Here is a 24,064-nt window from a genome sequence, read left to right on the forward strand (position 1 = left end):
CTCCCTACCTGAACCGGGTTCGCCAGTCAAACCCGATGGCCGGGTCGTCCCAGGGAAGCCGATGTTCATCGGGATGGTCCGGATTGTACGGCCGGGTGGTGAAGTAAACAATCATTGCCGGTTTGTGCCCCAGCACGCGATACCCGTGAGCCACTCCCTTGGGAATCAACAAAATGGACGGATTTTCTTCTCCCATGTAATAAACATCCGTCTGCCCCGCCGTCGGTGAGGATTCCCGAAGATCGTGGAGAACCACTTGGGCGTTGCCGACCGGAAAATACCAGACGTCATCCTGGTGTTCATGGTAATGAAAGGCCTTGACCACACCGGGGTACGTCATCGAAACGGATGCTTGGCCGAAACGCTCGAGAATTCCGTCGTCTTCGCGGAGAATCTCCATGAACGTTCCCCGGTCGTCGCAATGTTTGACCAGCTTTTTGAACACGACTCCGTCAATCATCGGTTCTTTCTCCCTCCCGCAAGCACCGGAAAAAACCTTCCAACCCTTCCTTCCAATGTCCGATCGGCGCGACCCCTTCCCGTTCCAGCCTTCGCGGCAGCAATACGGAACAGGCCGGTCTTCTGGCCGGACGAGCCATCTCTTCCGAAGAGACCGGGTGCATGGGGCACTTTTGTCCGGACAGGCGTGCGATCTCCCCGGCAAACTCGTACCAGGTGCACCGGCCTCCGGCACCGGCGTGAACGATCCCCGAAATCCACCGGTCCAAGAGTCGGTCGATCAGGGATGCCAGTTCCAGTGTATGAGTGGGACACCCTTCCTGATCATTCACGACGGAAAACGGCAATCCACGTTCCAATTTTTCAAGAATGGCATACACAAAGTTCTTTCCGTGGACCCCGTACAACCAGGAAGTTCTGAGGATCATGGCGTCCGGTGCCAACCGGAGCACCCATTTTTCCGCAAGCCTTTTGGTTTTTCCGTACACGTTCAGGGGACGGGTCTCATCTTCTTCCACGTATCCGTCCGTTTTGGCTCCGTCAAACACATAATCGGTGCTGATGTGTACCAATCGAATGCCCCGGCGGGAACATTCCTCCGCCAGCAAACGGCTTGCAAGCACGTTGTCCCGGAAAGCACCGGACGGATCCAGCTCCGCTTCATCCACCCGGGTCCAAGCCGCGCAATGGATCACCACATCAGGATTCATCGAATCCAGAACAGCAACGGTTTGCCGGTGCTCCGACACATCCCATGTCTTTCTGGTGTACCCCGTCACATTCCGTCCCCGCTCCCGCAAGAGACGGACCACATCCATCCCCAGTTGACCGCCCGCTCCGGTCACCAGGACGTTCACCACTGCTCTCCTCCCGTCTTCCGTCTCTTCACGGATTCCCACCAATCCGAATGGTTCAAATACCAATCCACCGTCCGCTCCAACCCTTCATCGAAAGAAACCGACGGCTCCCAGCCGAGCTCGCTTTTGATTCTGGAGGCATCCAGTGAATACCTCACATCATGCCCCGGCCTGTCCTCGACGAAACGGATCTGTGATTCCGGCTTTCCCATCATGGCGAGAATCCGCCGCGCCACTTCCAGATTGGGCAGCGTTTCCCCGGTTCCGATGTTGTACACCGTTCCGGGAGTTCCGTGAAGTCGGATTTGCTCCACCGCGCGGCAATGATCCGTCACAAAAATCCACTCTCTCTCTTGACGGCCGTCACCGTAGATCGGCACGGGGAGATGGTTCATCAGGCGGAAAATGATCCGCGGAATCAATTTTTCCGGATATTGACGGGGGCCGTAATTGTTGGTGCAGCGTGTCACCACGACGGGCAACCCGTGGGTGTGAAAAAAGGAAAGGCACAGAAGATCCGCGGCCGCCTTGGTGGCTGAATAAGGATTGGACGGCTTGAGCGGAGCCGATTCGTCCGCCTGCCCCTCGGAAATGCTGCCGTACACCTCATCGGTCGAAATATGAACAAACTTCTCCACCCCATGCTTCAGGGCCGCCTCCAACAAATGATGCGTTCCCGTGATGTTTGAACGGACGAACGGAGCCGAAGAACGAATGCTTCGGTCCACATGGGATTCGGCGGCGAAATGAACGATCTGATGAATCGCATGTTCGCGGAACAATCTTCGAACCTGATCCGAATCCGCGAGATCCACCCTCACGAACCGGTGACGGGGATGCCCTTCCAGCGATCGGAGATTCCACGGATTCCCCGAATACGTGAGTGCATCCGCATTGATCACTTGAACCTCCCGCTCGGATTCCAGAAGACACCGAACGTAATGACTCCCGATAAATCCCGCTCCACCGGTCACCAACACCGTTTTCATTCCGATTCTCCTTTGGTACGGAAGCTTTGAAGGACCGTTTCGGCGGCATACCGGTTGGCCCGAAGCAGTGACTCCGGCGTACCGGCATCGGTCCACCATCCCTTGAGAACATTGAATGTCATCTGTCCGTTCCGAATATAAAGATTATTCACATCGGTGATCTCGTATTCTCCCCGTGCGGATGGAGTCAGCCCCCGGATATAATCAAACACGTTCCGGTCATACATGTAGATCCCGGTCACGCACAGCGAACTCTTCGGCCTGTCCGGCTTCTCTTCCACGGAAAGAATGCGGTTCCCCCGGACTTCCGCAACGCCGAACCGGTGAGGATCCGGAACTTCCTTGAGCAGAATCTTCGCCCCGGAAGACTGTCGGCGATACTCCTCCACGTAAGGAACCAGCGAATCTTCGAACACGTTGTCTCCCAACAACACCACCACCCGATTTCCCGCCGCAAACTCTTCGGCCAACGACAAAGCTTGTGCGATTCCGCCCGGCTCATCCTGCACCCGGTAGGTGAACTCCGCGGAGAAATCTTTTCCGCTGCCGAGCAACCGCACCACGTCTCCCATGTGTTCCACGCCGGTAACGATGAGAATTTGACGGATGCCGCATTCCACAAGCTTGGAAATCGGATGGTATATCATCGGATACTTGCCGACCGGCAACAAATGTTTGTTGGTGATTTTGGTGAGCGGAAACAGCCTGGAACCGGTCCCCCCCGCCAAAACAACTCCCTTCATCCGTTCCCCTCCCTTTCTCACTCGGACAGAATCATGATATTCGCCCGTCCGGCCCAATTTTCACGCCAAAACCGGAAAACACAAAAAGCCGATGCTTCCGTGGTTCGGATGCATCGGCTTTTTGGAATCCTCATTGCTTCCGGGTTGTTTCCACCAGCCAATCGGCCAGTTTTTCCTGATCCTCTTTGGGAACGTAATCCTGGGAGGGCATTTTTCCTTTACCCTTCCGAATGATGTTCAAAATCTCATCTCGATCGTACTTGTTTCCGACTTCTTTAAGGGGCGGAGCATACGCCCCTTCCAAGCTGCCGCCGTGACAATTGGCGCAGTGCTGAAGATACACCTGTTCAGGGGCTGCCGTCTGTGCCGTTTCGGAATCGCTTGTTTTTTTCTCCGGACCGGGCGAACATGCCGCCAGCGAAAGGGTCGTCATCAACATCAAAGCCAGCTTGACCGGTTTCATGCCTGGCTTCCCTCCCCCGTTACCGTGCTCAACGTGTTTCCGTTGTGCGACCGTTCCGAACGGATCATTTCCAACTCCTCTTCGTCACGGGCTTTGGATTCCTTGAACCATTGTGCGAGAATGGCCATGATGGCCACGATGTAAACCGCCTCTTGCATGATTTTCATGATCACTCCGCCGAATTGCTGGTCGTGAAGCGGTGACAGAACCGGAGCCACCGTGGACATTTGGGAATAACTTTCAAACAGGACGGTGTCCGTGAACGTGATGATCGCACAGGCGGGAGTGATCAAAAAACCGTTGGCGAAAATCAGCGCCACCCGGAGGAGCGTCTTCAATTGGTTCATCTCCGGGAGGGGAGCGATGATCGGCCACCAGGTGCAAAATGCCGCAACCATCAGCATGGAATGGGCAATGTTGTGATACAGGTGGTTGGCCATGAGCGCGTCAAACACCACGGGCACATGATAAAACCAGATCATTCCGTTAAAGAAAAACAGCGAGATCACCGGTCGCGTGAAGAAGGAGAACACGGATTTCACCGCGGCATTTCCGAGCGCAAACCTCCACAGGAAACGCGGGATCCCCAGAATGATCAGCGGAGGCACCACAAAGTAATTCAGCGACATCTGCATCATGTGCATGCTGAACAACTCATGGGCCAAGAGATCCAACGCACTTCCCTCGGAGAAATACCAGATGATCAAACCGCTCAAAAACAATGACTTGCGGAATCCGCTCACCGGCTCCGTTCCGCCCAGTCGTTCCCTGAACGGACCGACGACCAGCAAATAAAGCACGGCCACGGCCATGTATACGAGATTGAGACCGACGTCCCAGTTGGTCGCATGGGTAAACAGCTTGAAGAAATCGGCAGAAGTCATGGAGAACCCTCCAATCCAACACGCTCTTGTACATCATCATACCACAGCTTTCCCGTTCACCCCCGCAAATAAGTGAATGAGGTGTGAATTTCTTCCGACAAAACGACCGGCCGGCCCTTTCTCCGTCAACGGTGAACGGTGTCCACCCTTTTCCCCGAAAAGGGACAAACGCCATTTCCAAACTTTGGGCATTTGCCCGGGCCCTTCCCCGAGCTTGCGGAATAAGATACGGTGAGCCGCAAGCAGGCGGATTGCCCGTTTCCGTCTGACGTGAGGGAGGCAACCGAATGAAAACCATTCCACTGAAAAAGCTGATGTCGATCATCGGTGGAACCAGTTCATCCCATCTGCCCCAAGCCCTCGTCTCCTCCGTGAATTTCGGAAGGCCGCGATCCCTTCGACATCACCAGGTCTACTTTTACACCCGGGAAATCAGCTGGTCCAAACAACTGTCGGCCATCCGGGCCGTCAAACCGGTCGCCGTGGTATTGCCGCATGATCAATCGTCCGCGGGCATCCCTCCGGATACCGGCATCATTCGGGTCAAAGATGCCTTTTCCTCTTTTTGGAAATTGGCATTGTGGAACTTCAAACAGTGTCCCGTCCGGGTCATCGGCATCTCGGGAAGCTCCGGAAAGTCCACCACCACGGCCATGACGGCGTCCATCCTCAGATACCGCTGGCCCATGGTCAGAACGGAAGGGAATCTCAACACGTGGGTTTTTCTTCCGACTTACCTGACCCGCCTCACTCCGGATCACAAGCTGCTCCTGCTGGAAATGGGGATGAAGTCGTTGAACAACATCCGCAGACAGTGCGCCGTCGTGAAACCGGAAATCGGCGCCGTCACCAACGTGGGCGAAGCACATGCGGGGAGCCTCGGGGGACTGGACAAAGTGGTTCTGGCCAAACAGGAACTGGTGGACGGCATCCGGCGGGGAGGAACGCTCTTTTTGAATGCGGATGACGCCCGCAGCCGCAAACTCTCCGTGAAGAGGTTCAGCGGCAGGGTTTACACGTTCGGCATCAAAAACAATGCGGACGTCCGCGCCACGAACATCCGCTACAACACCCGGGGCATGTCATTTGATGCCAACCTGTTCGGTCAACGCATTTCATGCTTCATCCCGATCTTCGGCATTCACAATGTGTACAACGCCCTGGCCGCCATGGGGATCGCCCGCGCTTTCGGAGCTTCCGTCAAGGAAATCCGGGATGGGCTGGCTTCCTTCAAACCACCCGGAATGCGATTGCAATTTCTGAAAGGGCGGTCCGGACGAATCCTCATCAATGATGCCTGGAATGCCAATCCCACATCGATGAAAGCCGGGCTGGAAGTGCTTCGGCACATCTTTCCCGACAGAACGAAGATCGCCGTCTTGGGAGACATGAAAGAACTGGGGGACCTTACCTACGAAGGACACTCGTCCATCGGTCGTTTCGCCGCCGGAATCGGTTTGAGCCAACTGGTGACCATCGGAAGAGGCGGGCGGCTGATCGCACACGCCGCCATCAAAGCGGGAATGGACAGACAAAGGGTGTACTCGTATGACACCCATGATCAGCTGGTGGCACATCTCATCCGCAAAACGCCGCCGGGATCGTTGATCTACTTCAAAGCATCAAGAAGCATGCATCTGGAAAAAGTGGTGGACCGGCTTCGCTGAGTGATTTTATCCGCCCTCCGTTCATGGAAGGCGGAATTCTTCCCATGATTGTTTGCGATGCAAACTTGTTTATCATGTAAGAAAACAAACCATCCACTCCACATCCAACGCGCGGTCCCCGATCTTTTCCGCCCGGGGCTCCACCCCGTACGTGATGAATCCGAATTGCCGATACAGATTTCTCGCTGGCTCGTTGCCGGAGACCACGGACAGATGAATTTGTTCCAAACCGTCCATCTCCCGGGCCCGTTTCAACAACTCCTCCAGCAGCAGGCGTCCCGCTCCCTTCCCCCTCGCTTCGGGAGCCACATACATGGCGTAGAGATTGGCCTTGTGCCTCATCCTTTCCCTTTGTTCCCGGACGAGTACCGCCGTCCCCATCAGGCGCTCGCCGTCATACAACCCCAATGAAATCCGGTCCTCCGACGGGCTGAGCCGACGCTCCCATTGTTCCGTCGTCATGCGGCTCTCCTGTTCATAGGTCGAGCCGAAGTTCTCGGGATGGTCCCGGAGAGCCCGCAGACGAATCCTGCGATAATCGTTCAAATCGTCGGGTGAAAGAGGACGTACATTCACGTTTCCCCCTCCGTTTCCGTATGTTTTCCTGACTTGCACAATCTTCTCCTCCCCCGTAGGAATCACCCCGATTTCCGGGAAAATGGAAAACAGGGGTTCAAAGGGAGGGCGTGCGACATGAACGAAATCCGTCAATACGAAATGAGCTTGGCATTGAAGCGGGTGCTCACGGAATGGAAAAGACTTCGCACACAAGCTCAGGTGGCCGAAGCCCGGGGCGATTGCGGGCGGATGCGCGACATTTACGAAGATCTGAAGCCCGTTCTTTTTCAGGGATTTGAAGAAGTGGCCGGCCATGACAAAAAAGAAGAGATCAACATCCATGCATGGCTGTATCACTGCGTCTGGTGTTGCGACCGCTCCGGGAGATATCAGGAAAAAATGCTTTGGGAAGAACTGTCCGGTTTCCTGCTGACGTTGGATGAACATGATGCATTGCCCAAAACGGCGGAGGGAGTGTTGATCTGAGTACGGGAGAATTTTGATTCTTTCAATTGATCGGTCTTTTCGGCATAGCAATAAAAACGATATAATCGAAAGTGGATTCTTTACTAAGAAAAAGGAGAGTTGTCATGGCACGGGTTCCCGACTGGCTCAAAAGCGTGATTGCATACGGAGAACAAGTGAAGCAGGAAGTCCAGGAGAACCCGGAGCCCAGTCTGGATCAGCTTGACCCGGTGAGTTATTTCCAACACAAAAGCTGGTCAGACACCAACCGACAACATTGGCTCCGGACACTCAAATCCAAACACAGAAAAAAATCGGCACTTCGAAAATCCGGTACGACCCATGGATCCTGACGGACCGGCCGCCGTGAGCTTGATGAACTTCCGTCTCATGAAACCCGAAACGGGAACCGCAACGGCTCCCCGGACAGTTCGTCAACACGTTCGGCGGCCATCGGGCCGTTTTTTTGTTCAGAGGCTCATTTTCAGGATGTTCAGCACGTCTTCCTTGTTCAGCCGACGAAACCGACCGACGGTTCCGCCGGGCGCGCTTTTCTCCGCCATCAGTTCCAACCGGCTGTCGTCGATTCCGTAATCGGCCAGCCGGGAAGGTGCCCCCAGTGAAGACCAGAACTCACGCAGTCTGTCGACCCCTTCTTCCGCCGTTTGACGACGGGTTTTCCCTTCGGGGTCCACTCCGAACACCCGAACCGCCAATTGCGCCATTTTCGGCTCGGCCTCATCCATCACGTAGCGAATCCAGTTGGGAAACAAAATCGCCAGACCTCCGCCGTGCGGGATGTCGTAAACGGCCGACACGGCATGCTCGATCCGGTGCGTCCCCCAATCGCCGGGCATCCCCTGGTTCAAAACGCCGCTTAACGCCATGGTTCCGCAAAACATGATGGTTTCCCGGTATTCATAGTTTTCAAGATCCTCCAGCAGTTTCGGCGCCGTTTCGATCACGGTGGTCAACAAGCCTTCGCACATCCGCTCATTGTACGGGACATTGGGCGCTTTGCTGAAATAGTGTTCCAGAACATGGGACATGATGTCGACGATGCCGTACACCGTATGATCCCGCGGAACCGAAGAGGTGTGCGCCGGATCGAGGATGGAAAATTTGGGATAGACATGGGGCGATCCCCAGGCCAGCTTTTCTTTCGTTTCCCAGTTGGTGATCACCGACCCGGAGTTCATCTCGGAACCGGTGGCGGCCAGTGTCAACACCACCCCCAAGGGAAGGGCTCCTTTGACTTCCGCTTTCCGGGTGATGATGTCCCACACATCCGCTTCCTGCACGCTCCCGGCGGCAATGGCCTTGGCCGCGTCGATCACGCTGCCTCCTCCGACCGCCAGAATGAATTCGATGTTTTCGCTCCGACACAAGGCGATTCCCTTCCGGACCGTTTCCAGCCGGGGGTTGGGCTCCACACTCGCAAGTTCGGTCACTTCCGCCCCGACTTCCCGAAGAAGGGACACGGTCCGTTCATGGATCCCGTTTCGTTTGATGCTCCCCCCGCCATACACCAACAACACTTTTTTGCCGTACTTCGGCACTTCCTGTTTGAGTGCAGGAAGCGTATCCCGACCGAAGATCAATTTCACCGGATTGTGAAACACAAACGATTCCACAAGCTTCCCCCCGATTGTCTCCCGGTGTTTTTTCAAAAAACCGGTTTTCCCTTTCATCATACCTGATCGCGTCTTTGGCAGAAAGCCCCGATGCTTGTCCACCCGCGGAGCATACCTCTTTGATCTTTCCCGCATACTAACCGTGTGAATGACTTTACTTTTTTCTCCCCGAATCGATTTATGATTGCCGAACGGGGCGCAGCCTCTCCCCGTTCGCCCGTTCGCAGAGGCGGAAAATCCCGCCGTTGATGAAAATCATTTCCACAGCCTGCAAATCACGGAGGGAAGCGACATGCCCGACTGGATCTCTGTCGTCTTGAAAACACTGGCCGCAGTCGTCGCTCTGCTCATCATGACCCGGCTTCTCGGAAAACGACAGGTTTCACAGTTGTCCCCGTTTGAATATGTCACCGGGATCACCATCGGAAGCCTGGCGGCCTACATCCCCTTGGAGACGCAAATTCCGTGGTATTTGGGCCTCGTCTCTCTCTTTGTCTGGTTTTTGGTGGCTTTGGGCATTGAATATTTGCAACTGAGCAGCAACACCATCCGCGAATGGATCGACGGTCGAAGCGTCATGTTGATCTCTCAGGGAAAAGTTTTGGAAAAGAATCTTCGCCAGGAACGGATCACCGTTTCGGAACTGATGTCCCATCTTCGCAACAAAAACGTGTTCAACCTGGATGACGTGGAATTTGCCGTGATGGAACCGGACGGTGCCATCAACGTTCAATTGAAACCGGACCGACGCCCCCTCACCCTGCAAGCGCTCGGGATCCACCGGGCTGGACGGGAACATTTCCCGAGAATCGTGATCATGGAAGGAACCGTGCTGGAACGCCCCTTGGCAAAACTGGGGCTGGATCGAAACTGGCTGAACAAAGAGCTGGCCAAAGCCGACAAAAAATTGGAGGATGTTTTCCTGGCGCAGGTGGATTCCCAAGGAAACCTGCACATTGACTTGTACGACTCCCCCTCTTCGTGACCGCCCGGTTCCCTCACCTCATTCGGATCGCAATCACCGGGCGGTCAGCACCCGATACATCAAAGCCAGTTTTTTGGCGGTTCGTTCCCACGTGAACCGTTTTTCCGCCCTTCTCCTGCCCGCTTCCCCCATTTCCCTCAACCAACCGGGTTGATTCATCCAATCCGACAACGTTTCGGCAATCCGTTCGCTCAGGCGATCCGTCGGCAACAACCGCCCCGTCACACCGTCTTCCACGACTTCGGGAATTCCTCCGACGCAAGTGGACAAAACCGGCAAGCCGCTTGCCATTCCTTCCAGATTGACCAGACCGAATGCCTCATCGCACACCGACGGAGTCACCAGGACATCTGCCATTCGATAGATGGAAGGAAGCCGGGAATGCCTGGTGAACGGTTTGAAAAAAACGCAATTTCGAAGCGGCTTGGCCATCCGCTTCAATTGTTTGACATAGGGAGTGCCCAGATTGTACCCGTAATGGCTTCCTCCGACAATCAGGAGCACCGCATCCGGACGCTCATCCGCCATTCGTGAGAAAGCCTCCACCAAATGATGCACGCCTTTGCCGGGAATGAGCCGACCGACAAACAGAATGATGAACGCCTGAGGATCAAAGCCGAACGATCGGCGAATCCGTTCCCGCTCCTCCGGGAAGGAGGGAGGTCTGAACTGTTTGAGGTTCACGCCCAACCTCACCACCCGAACCTTGTTCCCGAGACAGGGATACCGTGCATGCAGCCGATCGGCCAAAAAGCGGCTGTTGGCAATGATGAGATCATACCCGGCCAAATGCCTTTCGATATCATCCGCGGCATACGGAGGGTTGAGATACGTTTCCGAATGCATGAACAGAACTTTCCCGGCGGCGGGAAGTGCGGCGGACACGTTGCGGATCCAAAGGGGGCGGTTTTCGATCTGAATGACATCCGGCGCCAACCGCCGCAAGGCTTGAATGGCCCGTTTCAAATATTCTTTCCGACCCGAAGCCCGGATTTCCACGGCCGAGGGGTGATTCCCCGTACCGGTTCCCAGCAGCCATGTCACGGTTCTCTCCTGCATGCTTCGGAACACGGATCGGGCCGAAATTTCCACCGATCCGCTGCCGGAGCCGTACACGGGCAAATTTCCGGGCGTCAGAATGGCGACGGACGGAGCGGCGTCCTTTGCAGGAGGAACGGAATCCAGCAGATGCCGTGCAAACATCATCGGCGTGGCAAACGTGCGTTCCCACGCTTCCATGTCTCCGGAACAGTGGAACGTGACGCGCAGATCTCTCCCGTTGACCTCGATGATCCAGATCCGTCCCTCTTTGTCAATTCCCAGATCCATCCCCAAATCCGCAATACCAAGGTCTTCACCGGCCAGGCAATCGGCCGCGTGCAGAGCAACGCGCGAAATTTCCCGCAACAGACGTTCTTCTCCGGAAACACCGGCTTCCCGAAGCACGACGGAGACCGGTTCCGCTTCCCCTCCCACCGCCACATTGGTGGCCGCCGCCCCGGGGAGCCCCACTTTGGCCACGATGCCGGACACGCGAAATCTTCCGTCTCCTCCCCGTTGAACGGACACCCGAAGATCAAAAGGCCTGTTTTTCTTTTCCATCAACGGAATGGCCTGCTGGACGAGAAACGCCCCCCCTGATTCACGGGCACGGACAAACCGCCTCAGCTGTTCGCCGGACATCTCCTTGACCATCCCGGAAGCTTTGCGAACGCGAACCCCTCCTTCGGTCCGGTCAATCCGTACCAGGTCCATGCCCAAGCTTTTGTCCCGGGGCTTGATGATCACATCCCCGAATTCTTCGAACATGTCGCAAAACCGCTTCCACGTCAACGGGTGCGTCCGCGGGAGATGCTGACACAATTCCGGGGTTCTTTTCAACTTGCAATGGACGTTCCATTTGTCAAACCGGTTGTCCCGATTGAACAAACGAATGCCGGGCAAACGTTTCAACATCCGGAATTCCGGGGATTCCGCCGGGGGTTTCACCCGGTTGTGAATCACCCGCGGAACGGGCACCCACCGCTCCCTGTATCCGCCATCCTCCCCACGCTCATAGGCCCTGACCAGTCTCCTTGAAAACAGGATCCGGTCCAGAGTGAAAAAAACCGGGATCATCCCTTCCCTGCGAGCATGTTTGTCATACAATTCCAACGATTCATAGGGAGTCAATCCCCGCAGGCTGTCACTGAAAACACGGCGGCTGATCAAAACCCCCACTGTATCCGCCACAGAGAACCCCCTCCCTTTCACCCCAGAATATGCGCGCGTTTCCGGGCCGAAACAGGCAGGAATCCACCGAAAAAAAAAATGGACGGATCAGCCGGCGCAACAGCGCTCCGACCGATCCGTCCCGGGATCGCCCGAAGGGGCGGTCACTTCGGTTTCACCCAATTGTAAAAGGAAAAACTTCCGGCGGCCTGTTCCCGTTCCCTGACCTGCCCTTGGTACAAGATCCCCTTTTGACGGAATCTGCGGGAATGCTCTGCCGCCTCTTCCGTTGTCCGAATCCCGTTCTTCTCCCACTCGAACAAAATCCTGTCGATGTACCGGAAATTCAGCTTGCCGCAAAAAACGGCCTCCCGCAAAGCCGCCTCGATCAATTCTTCCGGATATTTGTCTTCATCGATCCATCTGGCGAGCATCTGGCATTCCAACGGTGACAAGGCTCTGGCAAATTCCTGTTCGAACAGGGTGAACAGCCGGCGATACAAACGTTCATCCTTCTCGTCTTCCTCGGGTTCGTCGCGGTCCAGATGGGAGGCCACCAGTTGCATGAAGAGCGGAGACAGTGAATACCGCTCGCTGAGGACCCCGCGTTCGTCCACTTCTTCCTCGATGCTCAGAAAACCTCCGCGAACCAACTGTTCCAACAGGTTGACCATCTCATCCTGGGAAATGGACATGCGCCGGTTCAACTCCGCCACGGTGGGAAACGACTTTTGCTCCTTCTCCTGAAACACCCAGATATGGAGCAGAAGCATCGTTTGTGCCTCGGTCAAGCCCACCCGTTTGTACTCCGTGAACAAGAGCAGCGGAATGGAAACGGACCCCTGTTCCAGAAGGCGCACCAGCGACGCCTGAAGCGATTCTTTCCGGTCCAAGCCCTTTCACCTCTTTCGTTCCTTACTATAGCAGGCTTGACCTCAAAGAAACAGACTTGAAAAAACGAAAAAATGCCCGGTCTGGAAAAGACCGGGAAACATGCTTGATCAACATGATCACGGATACAGGCGATACAGCGTACGGGCAAACGGAATCGCTTCCCGCACATGGTCCAGGCCGCAGATCCAGGATACCGTCCGCTCCAGACCGAGCCCGAATCCGGAATGCGGAACCGTCCCGTACTTGCGGAGTTCCAGATACCATTGATACGCTTCCATCGGGAGATGGTGTTCGTTGTACCGTTGCTCCATCAGAACCGGGTCATCGATCCGCTGGCTGCCGCCGATGATTTCGCCGTACCCTTCCGGAGCGATCAGATCGGCACAGAGAACCACCTCGGGCCGATCGGGATCCGGCTTCATGTAAAACGCCTTCACCTTGGTCGGATAGTGGGTGATGAACACGGGGCGATCGAAGCTCTCGGCAATTTTGGTCTCGTGCGGTGCCCCGAAGTCTTCTCCCCATTCAAAGTCCTCAAAACCGGCTTCGTGCAACAGCTTCACGGCTTCGTCATACGTCATGCGCGGGAACGGCGGTTTGACGTTTTCCAATTTGGAGATGTCCCGTCCGAGCACCTCCAGTTCGCGCCGGCAGTTTTTCAGCACGCTCTGCACCACGTGGGATACCAGTTGCTCCTGGATGATCAGGCTGTCTTCATGGTCGCAAAACGCCATTTCCGGCTCGATCATCCAGAATTCGATCAGATGGCGGCGGGTTTTGGATTTTTCGGCCCGGAACGTCGGCCCGAACGAATACACCTTGCGCAGGGCCATGGCTGCCGCTTCCATGTACAATTGACCGCTTTGGGTCAGATAGGCGTCTTCATCGAAATACTTCGTGTGAAACAGATTGGTGGTACCCTCGCAGGACGAAGGAGTGAGAATCGGCGGATCCACCAGCGTGAATCCGTTCCCGTTCAGGTATTCTTGGATGGAACGGATGATTTCCGCACGAATGGTCAAAATGGCACGCTGGCGCGGGGAACGGATCCACAGGTGCCGGTGATCCATCAGGAAGTCCACACCGTGTTCCTTTTTCGAAATGGGATACTCTTCGGCGATCTGGATCGCTTCCACATGGGTGACATCCAGCTCGTACCCGCCCGGTGCCCGTTCATCGGCCCGAACGGTTCCCCGCACATACAGGGAGCTTTCCTGGGTGAGCTGTTTGGCCGTTTCCCACACTTCGGGAGTCACCTGGCTTTTTACCAACACCCCCTGGATAAAACCGGTTCCGTCCCTCAGCTGCAAAAACTGGATTTTTCCGCTGGAACGCTTGTTGTACAACCATCCGCCCAATTTCACTTCCTGACCGACATGGGCGGGGATTTCACTGATCGTGGTGAGCACCTATGTAACCTCCATCCGCAAAAATGACTGAATATCATTATACATGTCCCGTTTTCCGGGCGTCAACGAAAGCGGTTTCCGGCGATGCCTCCAGTGAGTATAATGGACTTGTATTCCAAAAAACCATTGAAACCGTCGGGCAGAAAATCTTTCATCCATTTTGCGTCAAGCTTTCATTGAAATGAAAAGAACGACCCATTCATGACATCCGTTTTGCGAAGCAGGTGATTTTTTGAGAAAATTTCTCCTTTTCCTCGTCTTGTTTCCGGTCCTGACCTTGGCTGTTTTCATCTCTTATCCGCCTTCGAAATCCCATGCGCCGCTGCCTCCCGGTGCATCCCACCGCGAGCCGTCCGGCACGAGGACGATCCGGATCGCCGCCGTCGGGGACATCATGATGCACTCGCCGCAAATCAAGGCCGGCGCCACCGGAAACGGATTTGACTTCCGCTCCTTTTTCCGTGAGGTGAAACCGTATCTGGAGTCCGCCGACGTGACCTTCGGCAATCTGGAGACCACCCTCGCCGGAAACCGTCTTCCCTGGAGCGGATATCCCCGGTTCAATTCTCCGGATCAACTGGTGGATGCCCTGAAAGACAGCGGATTTGACGTACTCAGCACCGCCAACAACCATTCGATGGACACCGGGGAAGCCGGGGTGATCCGGACGTGGCAAACCGTGAAGGACAAAGGACTCCATCCGGCGGGAAGCGCGCCGACCCCCGATGATCGCGGCCCGGTGCTCATCAAAACGGAAGACATCACGCTGGCCTTTTTGGCCTACACCCAACACACCAACGGACTTCCCGTCCCCAAGGACAAGCCTTGGCTGGTGAACCGGATCTCCCCGGAGCAGGTGGCCCGCGACATCAGTGAGGCGCGCAAAGCAGGAGCCGATTTTGTCCTGGTCTCCCTCCACTTCGGAACGGAATACAGACGGGAACCGGACGAATACCAGATAAAAACCGCCACGCAAATTCTTGAAGCGGGTGCGGACGTCATTTTGGGCAGTCATCCGCACGTCCTGCAACCGATCCGGCGGAAAAATGTCGACGGAAAAGAAAAATGGGTCATCTATTCCATGGGGAATTTCATTTCCAATCAAACAGACCGGTATACGGACGAGGGCATCATCGTGTATCTGGACATCGAAAAAAATTTGGCGGACGGATCCACCCGGCTCAAAAAAATTTCTTGGCTCCCCACCTTCGTTCATCGCTACGACCGCGGGGGAAAATGGGGGTATGCGGTGATTCCCATGGAATCCAAAACCCCCGCGAATCTCCCGGATTATCCGGGCCTCACCCGCCAGCGCTGGACAACCGCCTGGACACATACCGAAACACTGATCCGGAAGGAAGAGGATCTGCCCGTGTTCAAGCTTTCCGAAACCGACGAATGACCGACACGCTCATTGTCAGCGTGGAACAATCCAACCGGCATGCATCGGAAGCGGCCCGTCAACCGCCATGATGGCGCGATGGCCGCTTCCGAAGCACCATGTATTGAAAATGCAACGGACCGTCGGAGACCGCCCATGTTTCAAAACTCAGACATTCAAAATGCCGGGACACCGCCTCGCGCATGGATGAATCGGAAAAAAACGAAAAAAACCGTTTGGGTTCATAAGAATCCCCGTCCCAGATGCCTTCAAACTCCATTCCGCCCCACAGCCCGAGGCCGAAGATCCCGTCCTTCTTCAAAATCCGTGAGAGTTCCGAAAGCACCCGGTCCAGTTCCGCTTTCCGGACATGCACCAGACAGTTGACCGACCAAATCGCATCAAAACGTTCATCCGGAAAGTCCGGACGGACCACATCCATCACATCGGCATCCAGCCCTTTTTCCCGACACAAACGCACCATTTCCGGCGACAGGTCCACCGCCGTGACGGACAATCCCCTCATCTTGAAGTACAGGCTGTCGTGTCCCGGACCCGCTCCGATCTCCAAAACGGTTTTCTTTCCCTCGCGGAAGAGAAAATCGACAAACCGCTTCCGGAGAAGATCCCTCCAGGCTTCCGTGTCCGTAAGATCACGTTCCCGGGCATGCCGGTCATATGCTTTCCGAATCAAATCACGGATTTGCGTCGGCTCCACGGACATTCCCCCTTCCCTTCCGCCCCGGCGATGGCGCGATCTTCTCCGCGTTTCCGGCGCGTTCACTCCCGGGACAAATTTTCGGTGATTTTTTGCAGGACGCGGATCACCGTCAGATATTCCTCGTCCGAAATGCCTTCCATCAATCGTTCGCGAACCTGTCGCTGTTTTTCCCACGCGGCCGCATGTGCCTTTTCTCCTTCCGGTGTCAGCGAAAGCATTTGATCCATCGGATCTTGCTCATCGGACAGATGGATCCATCCCTGTCCGGCAAAGCGGCGAAGCATTTCCGCAAACGATGGTTCATCCACGAACAACTTCACCTGTTCATGAATCTTCCTGGCCGGAACCGGGCCTTGCTCGCGCAAAACATTCAACACTTGCCATTGAAACCGGTTCAAACCCAACTCCTGCAATTTCTTCGCCGAAAACCGGGTGATGGCCCGGTCTGCTTCCTTGAGCCACCAGCCGATCGGTTTTTGTTTCCCTTTCAAAGCGAACCCCCTCCCTGTGCTTTTCCCGGATGGTTTCAAAGCGGTCTGAATCGGATTCCGGCATACACCCCTCCATTTGTTCCCGTTTTTCATCGTCCTCACACCGGAATCCGTCTTCTTGCCATGCACGGGGGTTCATTGTTTGCGAAGCAAACCTGTTTACAGCATCAATTGAAAAAAATGAACATCCTGCCAAGCTCCGAACTTGAATCCCACTTCTTTGAGCACCCCCACTTCCCGGAATCCGTATTTGCGATGGAGCCGGAAGCTGGCTTCATTGCCGCCGGTGATGCCGGCAATGATCACATGGTGTTTCAAACTCCGTGCCAGCTGGATCATGGCTTCCATCAACCGTCCGGCCACCCCTCGCCTCCTTGCTTCCGGATGAACATAGACGGAGATCTCCACCGTCCTCGAATAAGCGGGCTTGGTCCGATACGGCAGAATTCCGCAATAGCCGAGCACGTTCCCGTCTTCTTCCGCCACCAAAAGCGGATGAAGCGGGCCGTGGCTCTCCATCCAGCGTTTTCTTTCTTCAAGGGATTGCGGCTCAAGATCAAAAGTGGCCGTGGTGTGGATGACGGCGTGATTGTAAATCCCGGTCAATGCGGGCAAATCTTCCGGGCGGGCCGCACGGATGATGATCATCAAACATCCCTCCCCGAATCGGTCGGAACTCTCTGACATTCGCGTCGAAAAGAAAGACCTCCGAAAGCGGAGGTCGATCGGGTCCACGTGAACGGGTTCAGTACAGGGACAGATACTGTTCGCGTTCCCACGGATGAACCTGCGTGCGGAACAGATCCCATTCGATTTCTTTGGCCTGAACGAAGTGAGTCAATGCGTGCTCGCCGAGGGCATCCATGATCACGGGATCGGATTGCAGTTCCACCAGAGCTTCACGCAAGCTGCTCGGCAGATTATCGATTCCGTTCTCCCGACGTTCGTGCTCATCCATCACATAAATGTTGCGATCGGTCGGAGCCGGCAGCGGAAGCTTGTTCTTGATGCCGTCGAGGCCGGCCTTGAGCATGACCGCGAGCGCGAGGTACGGGTTGGCGGACGGATCGGGAGAGCGAACTTCGATCCGGGTGCTCAGACCGCGGGAAGCCGGAATTCGAACCAGCGGACTGCGGTTTTTCGGCGACCAGGCGACATAGCAAGGAGCTTCATAGCCCGGAACCAAGCGTTTGTAGGAGTTGACCAGCGGATTGGTGACGGCCGTGAACGCACGGGCATGCTTCAGAATGCCCGCCAGGAAATGGCGGCAGGTTTCGGAAAGACCCAGCTCGTCATTTTCATCGTAGAAGGCATTTTCCGAACCGCGGAACAGAGACATGTTGCAGTGCATGCCGGACCCGTTGACACCGAACAGCGGTTTGGGCATGAACGTGGCGTGCAGACCGTAGTGACGGGCCACGTTTTTCACCACAAGCTTGAACATCTGAATGTTGTCGGCGGTGGTGACGGCATCGGCATATTTGAAGTCGATCTCATGCTGCCCGGGAGCCACTTCGTGGTGGGACGCCTCCACTTCGAAACCGAGTTGTTCCAGCGTCAGCACGATGTCACGGCGGCAGTTTTCCCCGAGATCCAGCGGCGCCAGGTCAAAATAGCCGCCTTTGTCGTTCAGGGTCATGGTCGGTTCGCCGTTTTCATCCGACTTGAACAGGAAGAACTCCGGTTCCGGGCCGACATTGAACGCGGTGAAGCCCATTTCTTCGGCCTCTTTCAGGACCCGCTTCAAAATGCCGCGCGGATCTCCCGCAAACGGGGTGCCGTCGGGATTGTACACGTCGCAGATCAATCCGGCCACTTTGCCGCCCGCTTCGGATCCCCAGGGATAGATCAGCCAGGTATCCAGGTCCGGATACAGATACATGTCGGATTCTTCGATCCGCACGAATCCTTCGATGGAAGAACCGTCGAACATCATCTTGTTGTCCAGCGCTTTTTCCAGCTGGCTGAACGGAATCTCCACGTTCTTGATCGTGCCGAGGAGATCCGTGAACTGCAGGCGGATGTACTTGACGTTTTCTTCGCGAGCCATTCGGAAAATGTCATCGCGGCTGTACGTTTTCTTGGCCATCGACGATTTCTCTCCTTCCCGGTTCTGGGCATGAATTTATGTTCTCTGGAAGACGTCGGTCAGTGACGGAAGAATCTCGACAATTCCCCCTGCGTCAGCAAAGCGGAACCGGGACGGTCGGGAACCATGAGCTGTCTTTTCACGAGACGCCGCACATCGCGTTCCGACAGTTCCTTGCGAGCCTTTTCCGCTTCTTTCCGCGCCTCCAGGAGTTGCTCTTCCCGTGCGAGCACTTCCTTGACGCCGGCAAGATTGATTCCCTTCTCGATCAAGCTTTTGATCCTGAGCAAGCGGTCCACGTCATTGAAAGAAAAGAGGCGCTGGTTCCCCTCGGTTCTCGACGGCCGGATCAATCCCTGTTGCTCGTAATAACGGATCTGTCTGGGAGTCAATTCCGTCAGCTTGGTGACGATTCCGATGGGAAACAGGGGCATGTTCCTGCGGATCGCATCTCTCAACCTTCTCTTCAGCCTCCCTTTCGGACCGTGGTTGTTCATGGACTCATTATATTCCGTGTCAACTTTCTTTGTCAACACATGTAAGGAAAATTAACAACAAAATTCACCACCCTTTCGCATGAATCCGTCTCCCGTTGATAAAGTCGCTTTATCCGTCCATTCATACCGCCATGCAACGGCATCGGGAGCCACTTCCGATGGACGGGCCGACCCGATCGTCGTAGTGTAAGATAAGTTGACACAATAAACACACGAGCGTGATTCTTCCGAAAAAACGCGTTGACAACAAAAAAAAGATCCGGAAGTTTCCGGATCTGTAACACAGCGTTTTTCTCGACACCGGCGATCATGTTCGGAAGGTCCCGGTCGGCATGACAAGAACCGCCGGGTTGACCCGGTTCAGATCACCGAAAGCAAAAACCAAACGATGAGTCCGGTAATGGCAACGAATTTGACAAACACGCCCCCAAGGAAACCGATCAGCGTGCCGAAACCGATTCTGACCGCTTCCCGCGCATCTTTCCGGAGAACCCACTCCAGCAGGAAGACCAGGAGGAACGGTCCGACCACGACTCCGATCGGCCCCATGAAGGCCGGAAACACCAGCGCGCCGATCACCGCGGCCACGATGGAACCGCGGGATCCTCCGTATTTTCTGGCCATCGCGGCTCCCGACAACAGATCCACCAACACGAGCAGCCCGGTGACAAGAACGGCCGTGATCCAAAATCCCCATCCCAGTGATTCCGAATCGACCAGGAAATGATACACGACGAATCCCGCGAGGGCGAGCGGGGCATCCGGCAACACCGGCAGAAAGACCCCCACGTAAGCCAGCAAAAACAGCAACGACGCCAATATCCACCCGAACGTTTCCACCCCGATCACTCCTTACGCTTGTTTGCCGACCGGCATCCCACCGGTGGAAAACATATGATCCAAAGCCAGCAAAACGGCCGCTTTCACATGGGAGAACGTGAGACCTCCCTGCATGTACACGATGTACGGCGGGCGCAACGGGCCGTCGGCGGACAGCTCGATGCTCGCTCCCTGCACGAACGTTCCGGCAGCCATGATGACGGGATCCTCATAACCGGGCATGGGCGCCGGTTCAGGCACAATGTGCGCATCCACCGGGGACCCGGACTGAATGCCGCGACAAAAAGCCACCAAGAGATCCGGACTCTTCAGTACCACTTGCTGGATGATGTCGGTACGCGGATCGTTCCAGGACGGCGAAGTGTCGAAACCCAGCTCTTCCAAGAGAGCCGCGGCAAATACCATGCCTTTCTGGGCCTCGCCGACCACATGGGGGGCAAGGAACAACCCCTGCCAGTAATCCCGCAAGTAACCGTAAGTGGCTCCTCCCTCAATGCCGATTCCCGGGGCGGCCAACCGTCCCGCCGCGCGCTCCACCCACTTCGCTTTGCCGGCGATGTAACCGCCCGACTTGGCGAGACCTCCTCCCGGGTTTTTGATCAGAGAACCGGCAATGAGGTCGGCACCGGCATGCGTGGGTTCCTCTTCCTCCACGAACTCCCCGTAGCAATTGTCCACGAAGATCACCGAATCCGGCCGGATCTCGCGCACCTTTTCGATCATTTCCCGTATTTTCGACACGGAAAACGACGGCCGGTCGGCATACCCTCGGGAACGTTGAATGCCCACCATTTTTGTTCGCGGGGTCAGCGCCGCCCGAAAAGCCTCCCAGTCCACCTCACCGTCCGGCAGCAGGGGGATTTCCCGGTATCCGATCCCGAGATCCGCCAGAGATCCGGAGCCGTCCCGTCCCTTGCCGATCACTTTGTGCAAGGTGTCGTAGGGACGACCCGTCAGGTAAACCAGTTCGTCTCCGGGGCGAAGAACCCCGTACAGACAGGCGGCGATGGCATGGGTTCCCGAAATGATGTTGGGGCGGACCAAGGCCGATTCCGCTCCGAACAAGTCGGCAAACACACGTTCAAACACTTCCCGACCGGAATCGCCGTACCCGTAGCCGGTGGAAGAATGCAAATGGAAATCGCTCACGCCGTGACGCCGGAATGCATCCAGCACCCGCCACTGCAATCGGTCGACGCGCCGCTGAATGTCCCGGATGACGGGAGCGATTTTCTCTTCCACCACATGCACTTTTCGTTCCAACCACAATCCATGGGTCAATGCTTCGTACACTGTCTCACACCACTTTTGTCATAAGTTGCTCCGTTGCTCGGAATGAATCAAAGCAGGGGAGGATGAAACATGATTGCTTGTCAACCGTCCGTGTCACCGAACCGACCGTCAGGGACATGAAGGTGTGCTTTCAGCTCGCCGGAAATCCGGCGAAACCGTTCCCGGGACATGGACAATTCCATCACCATTTCCAGTCCGTCGATCCGGCTGTGCAATACCTCTCCGTCCCTGAACAGCTCGGAGATCCAATCTCCCCGATCAGCCGGAATCCTGGCCTCGACGAGGATCGCATCCCCTTTCAGCATTTGTTCGATGCGTTCGCAAAGAACGGACAAATCCTCATCGCGCAAAGCCGACATCACCACGGCTTCCCGCGAGGAACGCGGCGGAATCCGGAAACCGGCCTTGTCCGCCTTGTTCAGCACCATCAGGACGGGAATGTCCGATGCATCCAGCTCCTCCAGCACCTTTTCCACGGCGGCGATCTGTTCGGCCGCTTCCGGATGGCTGCTGTCCACCACATGCAGAAGCAGATCGGCTTCCCTCACCTGTTCCAGGGTGGATCGGAAAGCCGCCACCAGTTGATGGGGGAGATTGCGAATGAACCCGACGGTGTCAGTCAGGATGACCTCGGTCCCCGCGGGCAACACCAGACGACGGGAAGTGGGATCCAACGTGGCAAACAATTTGTCTTCCGCCAACACGCCGGAACCGGTAAGCCTGTTGAGCAACGTGGATTTTCCCGCATTGGTGTAACCGACGAGGGCCACTTGATAGGTTCCCGTTTTCTTTCGGCGGGTTCTGAGGAGTTGCCGATGCTTTTTCACCTCATCCAATTCCCGTTTCAAATCCGCGATCAGCCGGCGAATGTGGCGACGATCCGTTTCCAGCTTCTTCTCTCCGGGCCCCCGGGTGCCGATTCCGCCTCCGAGCCGGGACATCTCCCTTCCCCGTCCCGACAGGCGCGGCAACAAATATTGCAATTGCGCCAGTTCGACCTGAATGCGCCCCTCCCGGGTTTGCGCACGCTGTGCGAATATGTCGAGAATCAGTTGGGTGCGGTCAATGATTTTGCACGGGATGATTCCTTCCAGATTCCGGATTTGCGCCGGAGACAACTCGCGGTCGAAAATGACGAGATCCGCCTCCGTGTCTTCCGCGGCGAGAGCGATTTCTTCCGCCTTCCCTTTCCCGATCAACCAAGCGGGATCCGGCCGTTCCCGGAACTGGACGAACCGGCCGACGGTGTCCGCCTTGGCCGTGTCCGCCAACTGCTCCAGTTCGGCCAAATCGGAGAGAATCTCCCATTCGTCACGCTTGGGTCCGCATCCCACCAGAATCGCTTTTTCCCGAGTTTCCGTGGATTTGATGGCCGTTCAACTCCTTCTGTCTGTCGCAAATCTGACACCGGATCCATTATACCACGGAGAAGCTCCCCGTTTTCCCGCTCCCAATCCGGCCATCACATCTTCCCCGCGCAACGTCATCAATTCGTCGCGGTCGGGATTTTTCATGCGAATCACACGCATCGCATGCTGGCGAATCGCCTGTTCCACCAGGTTCCGAACGTGGCGTGCGTTGCCGGAATGACTGTCCCGCCTTCGCATCTCCTCTTCCAGATGCCTGCGCAACCTCTCCCGGGCGGCAAGGGACAGGCGGTACTGTCTGGCCGACACCATCCGGTCCGCAATGTCCAGGAGTTCTTCCAAGGTGAAATCCTGAAACTTCAGATGGACGGGAAAACGAGACGGCAATCCGGGATTGAGTCTGAGGAACCATTCCATTTCTTCCGGATATCCGGCAAGAATGAGGATGAAATCATTTTTGTGATCTTCCATCGCCTTGACCAGCGTATCGATCGCTTCTTTTCCGAAATCCTTGTCTCCGCCTCTGGCCAAGGAATAGGCCTCATCGATGAACAGAATGCCGCCCAATGCTTTTCGTACGTGTTCCCTGGTTTTCTGGGCCGTGTGACCGATGTATTCCCCCACGAGATCCGCCCGTTCCACTTCCACCAGATGCCCCCGGGACAAGACGCCCATCTCCTTGAACAGACGCCCCAGGATGCGGGCGACCGTCGTTTTTCCGGTACCCGGATTGCCCGTGAAGATCATGTGCAGCACCTGCTCATCCGCCGCCAGTCCTGCAGCTTTTCTTCGCTTCCCCACTTCCAGCCACGCATAGATCTCTTTCACGAACTCCTTGATGTTGACCAGTCCGACCAATTGCGACAATTCTTCCAGACAATCGGAGAGCGCGCCGTGTTCGGATTCCTGCCAGAACAGTTCCGTTTCCCCCCGACGTTTTTTCTCGGGAGAAAACCGCCCGGTCGGATGATCAAACACGACATGGATCCGGTTTTTTCCGGTTTCCGCGAGAACTTTCCGGCCCATGGAGTTCACCTCTTGATCCCGTTCGCTGCCTTACTATACGCAGGAGCCCAGAAAGAGGTGAAAGGAAGCGCGAAGAACTTCCCTGATTCCGGGCAAGAAAAAAGCGCGCCGCCATGCACCTTGCGAAAAAAAACAACCGGA

Annotated in this window: 25 protein-coding genes; 5 read left to right on the forward strand and 20 right to left on the reverse strand. The window is 55.9% G+C overall.

Annotated elements, in window-relative coordinates; genetic code table 11:
- Positions 1–4 precede the first annotated feature (4 nt).
- The 6 genes from EG886_RS06960 to EG886_RS06985 form a co-directional block, all read right to left on the reverse strand.
- Positions 5–460 (reverse strand): dTDP-4-dehydrorhamnose 3,5-epimerase family protein, encoded by a 456-nt coding sequence (locus EG886_RS06960; protein WP_124727455.1) that lies wholly within the window; start codon positions 458–460, stop codon positions 5–7.
- Positions 453–1,316, reverse strand: a complete 864-nt coding sequence (gene rfbD / locus EG886_RS06965) for a dTDP-4-dehydrorhamnose reductase (RefSeq protein WP_124727456.1) — start codon at positions 1,314–1,316, stop codon at positions 453–455. The genes EG886_RS06960 and rfbD overlap by 8 nt, the downstream gene beginning before the upstream one ends.
- On the reverse strand, positions 1,313–2,305 hold the full coding sequence (gene rfbB / locus EG886_RS06970) for a dTDP-glucose 4,6-dehydratase (RefSeq protein WP_124727457.1): 993 nt from the start codon (positions 2,303–2,305) through the stop codon (positions 1,313–1,315). Before rfbB ends, rfbD begins: the two co-directional genes overlap by 4 nt.
- Positions 2,302–3,048: a sugar phosphate nucleotidyltransferase gene (locus EG886_RS06975; RefSeq protein WP_124727458.1), complete on the reverse strand. Its 747-nt coding sequence runs from the start codon at positions 3,046–3,048 to the stop codon at positions 2,302–2,304. The genes rfbB and EG886_RS06975 overlap by 4 nt, the downstream gene beginning before the upstream one ends.
- A 130-nt stretch (positions 3,049–3,178) precedes the next feature.
- The gene (locus EG886_RS06980) at positions 3,179–3,511 is read right to left on the reverse strand and encodes a c-type cytochrome (RefSeq protein WP_124727459.1); all 333 of its coding nucleotides are present in this window, start codon (positions 3,509–3,511) and stop codon (positions 3,179–3,181) included.
- A complete protein-coding gene (locus tag EG886_RS06985; protein WP_124727460.1) occupies positions 3,508–4,395 on the reverse strand; it encodes a cytochrome c oxidase assembly protein in 888 nt (295 codons plus the stop codon). Before EG886_RS06985 ends, EG886_RS06980 begins: the two co-directional genes overlap by 4 nt.
- Positions 4,396–4,682: 287 nt before the next feature.
- On the opposite strand from EG886_RS06985, the gene EG886_RS06990 reads away from it, so the two are divergent.
- Entirely contained in the window at positions 4,683–6,062 is a 1,380-nt protein-coding gene (locus tag EG886_RS06990; protein ID WP_124727461.1) for a UDP-N-acetylmuramoyl-tripeptide--D-alanyl-D-alanine ligase, read from the forward strand.
- 72 nt (positions 6,063–6,134) lie between these two features.
- Here EG886_RS06990 and EG886_RS13720 read toward each other — a convergent pair whose 3' ends face one another.
- Complete coding sequence (locus EG886_RS13720; RefSeq protein WP_164491712.1) at positions 6,135–6,638, reverse strand: GNAT family N-acetyltransferase; 504 nt, start codon at positions 6,636–6,638, stop codon at positions 6,135–6,137.
- A 117-nt stretch (positions 6,639–6,755) separates the two neighbouring features.
- Between EG886_RS13720 and EG886_RS13725 the strand changes: the two genes are divergently transcribed.
- Positions 6,756–7,106: a hypothetical protein gene (locus EG886_RS13725; protein WP_164491713.1), complete on the forward strand. Its 351-nt coding sequence runs from the start codon at positions 6,756–6,758 to the stop codon at positions 7,104–7,106.
- 104 nt (positions 7,107–7,210) lie between these two features.
- Positions 7,211–7,438 (forward strand): hypothetical protein, encoded by a 228-nt coding sequence (locus tag EG886_RS07000; protein WP_124727463.1) that lies wholly within the window; start codon positions 7,211–7,213, stop codon positions 7,436–7,438.
- Positions 7,439–7,555: 117 nt separating this feature from the next.
- Here the strand turns inward: EG886_RS07000 and EG886_RS07005 are convergent, their stop codons facing one another.
- Positions 7,556–8,719, reverse strand: a complete 1,164-nt coding sequence (locus tag EG886_RS07005) for an iron-containing alcohol dehydrogenase (RefSeq protein ID WP_124727464.1) — start codon at positions 8,717–8,719, stop codon at positions 7,556–7,558.
- 292 nt (positions 8,720–9,011) lie between these two features.
- Here EG886_RS07005 and EG886_RS07010 point away from each other — a divergent pair, with 292 nt between their 5' ends.
- A complete protein-coding gene (locus EG886_RS07010) occupies positions 9,012–9,704 on the forward strand; it encodes a DUF421 domain-containing protein (protein WP_124727465.1) in 693 nt (230 codons plus the stop codon).
- 33 nt (positions 9,705–9,737) lie between these two features.
- Here the strand turns inward: EG886_RS07010 and EG886_RS07015 are convergent, their stop codons facing one another.
- The 3 genes from EG886_RS07015 to asnS form a co-directional block, all read right to left on the reverse strand.
- The gene (locus EG886_RS07015; protein WP_124727466.1) at positions 9,738–11,936 is read right to left on the reverse strand and encodes a YheC/YheD family protein; all 2,199 of its coding nucleotides are present in this window, start codon (positions 11,934–11,936) and stop codon (positions 9,738–9,740) included.
- Positions 11,937–12,079: 143 nt separating this feature from the next.
- Positions 12,080–12,808, reverse strand: coding sequence for a DnaD domain protein (locus EG886_RS07020; RefSeq protein WP_124727467.1), 729 nt, complete (start codon positions 12,806–12,808; stop codon positions 12,080–12,082).
- Positions 12,809–12,925: 117 nt separating this feature from the next.
- The gene (gene asnS / locus EG886_RS07025) at positions 12,926–14,218 is read right to left on the reverse strand and encodes an asparagine--tRNA ligase (protein ID WP_124727468.1); all 1,293 of its coding nucleotides are present in this window, start codon (positions 14,216–14,218) and stop codon (positions 12,926–12,928) included.
- Between the two features lie 232 nt (positions 14,219–14,450).
- Between asnS and EG886_RS07030 the strand changes: the two genes are divergently transcribed.
- A complete protein-coding gene (locus tag EG886_RS07030; RefSeq protein WP_124727469.1) occupies positions 14,451–15,620 on the forward strand; it encodes a CapA family protein in 1,170 nt (389 codons plus the stop codon).
- A gap of 58 nt (positions 15,621–15,678) precedes the next feature.
- Here the strand turns inward: EG886_RS07030 and EG886_RS07035 are convergent, their stop codons facing one another.
- The 9 genes from EG886_RS07035 to EG886_RS07075 form a co-directional block, all read right to left on the reverse strand.
- Entirely contained in the window at positions 15,679–16,317 is a 639-nt protein-coding gene (locus EG886_RS07035; protein ID WP_164491714.1) for a class I SAM-dependent DNA methyltransferase, read from the reverse strand.
- Between the two features lie 62 nt (positions 16,318–16,379).
- The gene (locus EG886_RS07040; RefSeq protein WP_124727471.1) at positions 16,380–16,811 is read right to left on the reverse strand and encodes a MarR family winged helix-turn-helix transcriptional regulator; all 432 of its coding nucleotides are present in this window, start codon (positions 16,809–16,811) and stop codon (positions 16,380–16,382) included.
- Positions 16,812–16,970: 159 nt separating this feature from the next.
- Entirely contained in the window at positions 16,971–17,459 is a 489-nt protein-coding gene (locus EG886_RS07045) for a GNAT family N-acetyltransferase (protein ID WP_124727472.1), read from the reverse strand.
- 97 nt (positions 17,460–17,556) lie between these two features.
- Positions 17,557–18,900 carry a type I glutamate--ammonia ligase gene (gene glnA, locus EG886_RS07050; RefSeq protein ID WP_124727473.1) on the reverse strand — a complete coding sequence of 448 codons (1,344 nt, stop codon included), beginning with the start codon at positions 18,898–18,900 and terminating at the stop codon, positions 17,557–17,559.
- A gap of 59 nt (positions 18,901–18,959) precedes the next feature.
- Positions 18,960–19,358, reverse strand: a complete 399-nt coding sequence (locus tag EG886_RS07055; protein ID WP_124727474.1) for a MerR family transcriptional regulator — start codon at positions 19,356–19,358, stop codon at positions 18,960–18,962.
- Between the two features lie 399 nt (positions 19,359–19,757).
- Positions 19,758–20,237: a DUF456 domain-containing protein gene (locus tag EG886_RS07060; RefSeq protein ID WP_164491715.1), complete on the reverse strand. Its 480-nt coding sequence runs from the start codon at positions 20,235–20,237 to the stop codon at positions 19,758–19,760.
- A gap of 12 nt (positions 20,238–20,249) precedes the next feature.
- Positions 20,250–21,530: a methionine gamma-lyase family protein gene (locus EG886_RS07065; protein WP_206425298.1), complete on the reverse strand. Its 1,281-nt coding sequence runs from the start codon at positions 21,528–21,530 to the stop codon at positions 20,250–20,252.
- A gap of 80 nt (positions 21,531–21,610) precedes the next feature.
- A complete protein-coding gene (gene hflX / locus EG886_RS07070; protein ID WP_124727476.1) occupies positions 21,611–22,864 on the reverse strand; it encodes a GTPase HflX in 1,254 nt (417 codons plus the stop codon).
- Positions 22,865–22,906: 42 nt separating this feature from the next.
- Entirely contained in the window at positions 22,907–23,923 is a 1,017-nt protein-coding gene (locus EG886_RS07075) for an AAA family ATPase (RefSeq protein WP_124727477.1), read from the reverse strand.
- Positions 23,924–24,064 lie beyond the last annotated feature (141 nt).

It is taken from the genome of Staphylospora marina, from assembly GCF_003856495.1.
Classification (GTDB): Bacteria; Bacillota; Bacilli; order Thermoactinomycetales; family Thermoactinomycetaceae; genus Staphylospora; species Staphylospora marina.

Bases quoted from the DNA above. Each gene is read 5' to 3' on its own strand.
- EG886_RS06960 (WP_124727455.1), bottom strand. From the start codon at position 460: ATGATTGACGGAGTCGTGTTCAAAAAGCTGGTCAAACATTGCGACGAC.
- rfbB (WP_124727457.1), bottom strand. From the start codon at position 2,305: ATGAAAACGGTGTTGGTGACCGGTGGAGCGGGATTTATCGGGAGTCAT.
- EG886_RS06975 (WP_124727458.1), bottom strand. From the start codon at position 3,048: ATGAAGGGAGTTGTTTTGGCGGGGGGGACCGGTTCCAGGCTGTTTCCG.
- EG886_RS06980 (WP_124727459.1), bottom strand. From the start codon at position 3,511: ATGAAACCGGTCAAGCTGGCTTTGATGTTGATGACGACCCTTTCGCTG.
- EG886_RS06985 (WP_124727460.1), bottom strand. From the start codon at position 4,395: ATGACTTCTGCCGATTTCTTCAAGCTGTTTACCCATGCGACCAACTGG.
- EG886_RS06990 (WP_124727461.1), top strand. From the start codon at position 4,683: ATGAAAACCATTCCACTGAAAAAGCTGATGTCGATCATCGGTGGAACC.
- EG886_RS13725 (WP_164491713.1), top strand. From the start codon at position 6,756: ATGAACGAAATCCGTCAATACGAAATGAGCTTGGCATTGAAGCGGGTG.
- EG886_RS07000 (WP_124727463.1), top strand. From the start codon at position 7,211: ATGGCACGGGTTCCCGACTGGCTCAAAAGCGTGATTGCATACGGAGAA.
- EG886_RS07010 (WP_124727465.1), top strand. From the start codon at position 9,012: ATGCCCGACTGGATCTCTGTCGTCTTGAAAACACTGGCCGCAGTCGTC.
- EG886_RS07045 (WP_124727472.1), bottom strand. From the start codon at position 17,459: ATGATCATCATCCGTGCGGCCCGCCCGGAAGATTTGCCCGCATTGACC.
- glnA (WP_124727473.1), bottom strand. From the start codon at position 18,900: ATGGCCAAGAAAACGTACAGCCGCGATGACATTTTCCGAATGGCTCGC.
- EG886_RS07075 (WP_124727477.1), bottom strand. From the start codon at position 23,923: ATGGGCCGGAAAGTTCTCGCGGAAACCGGAAAAAACCGGATCCATGTC.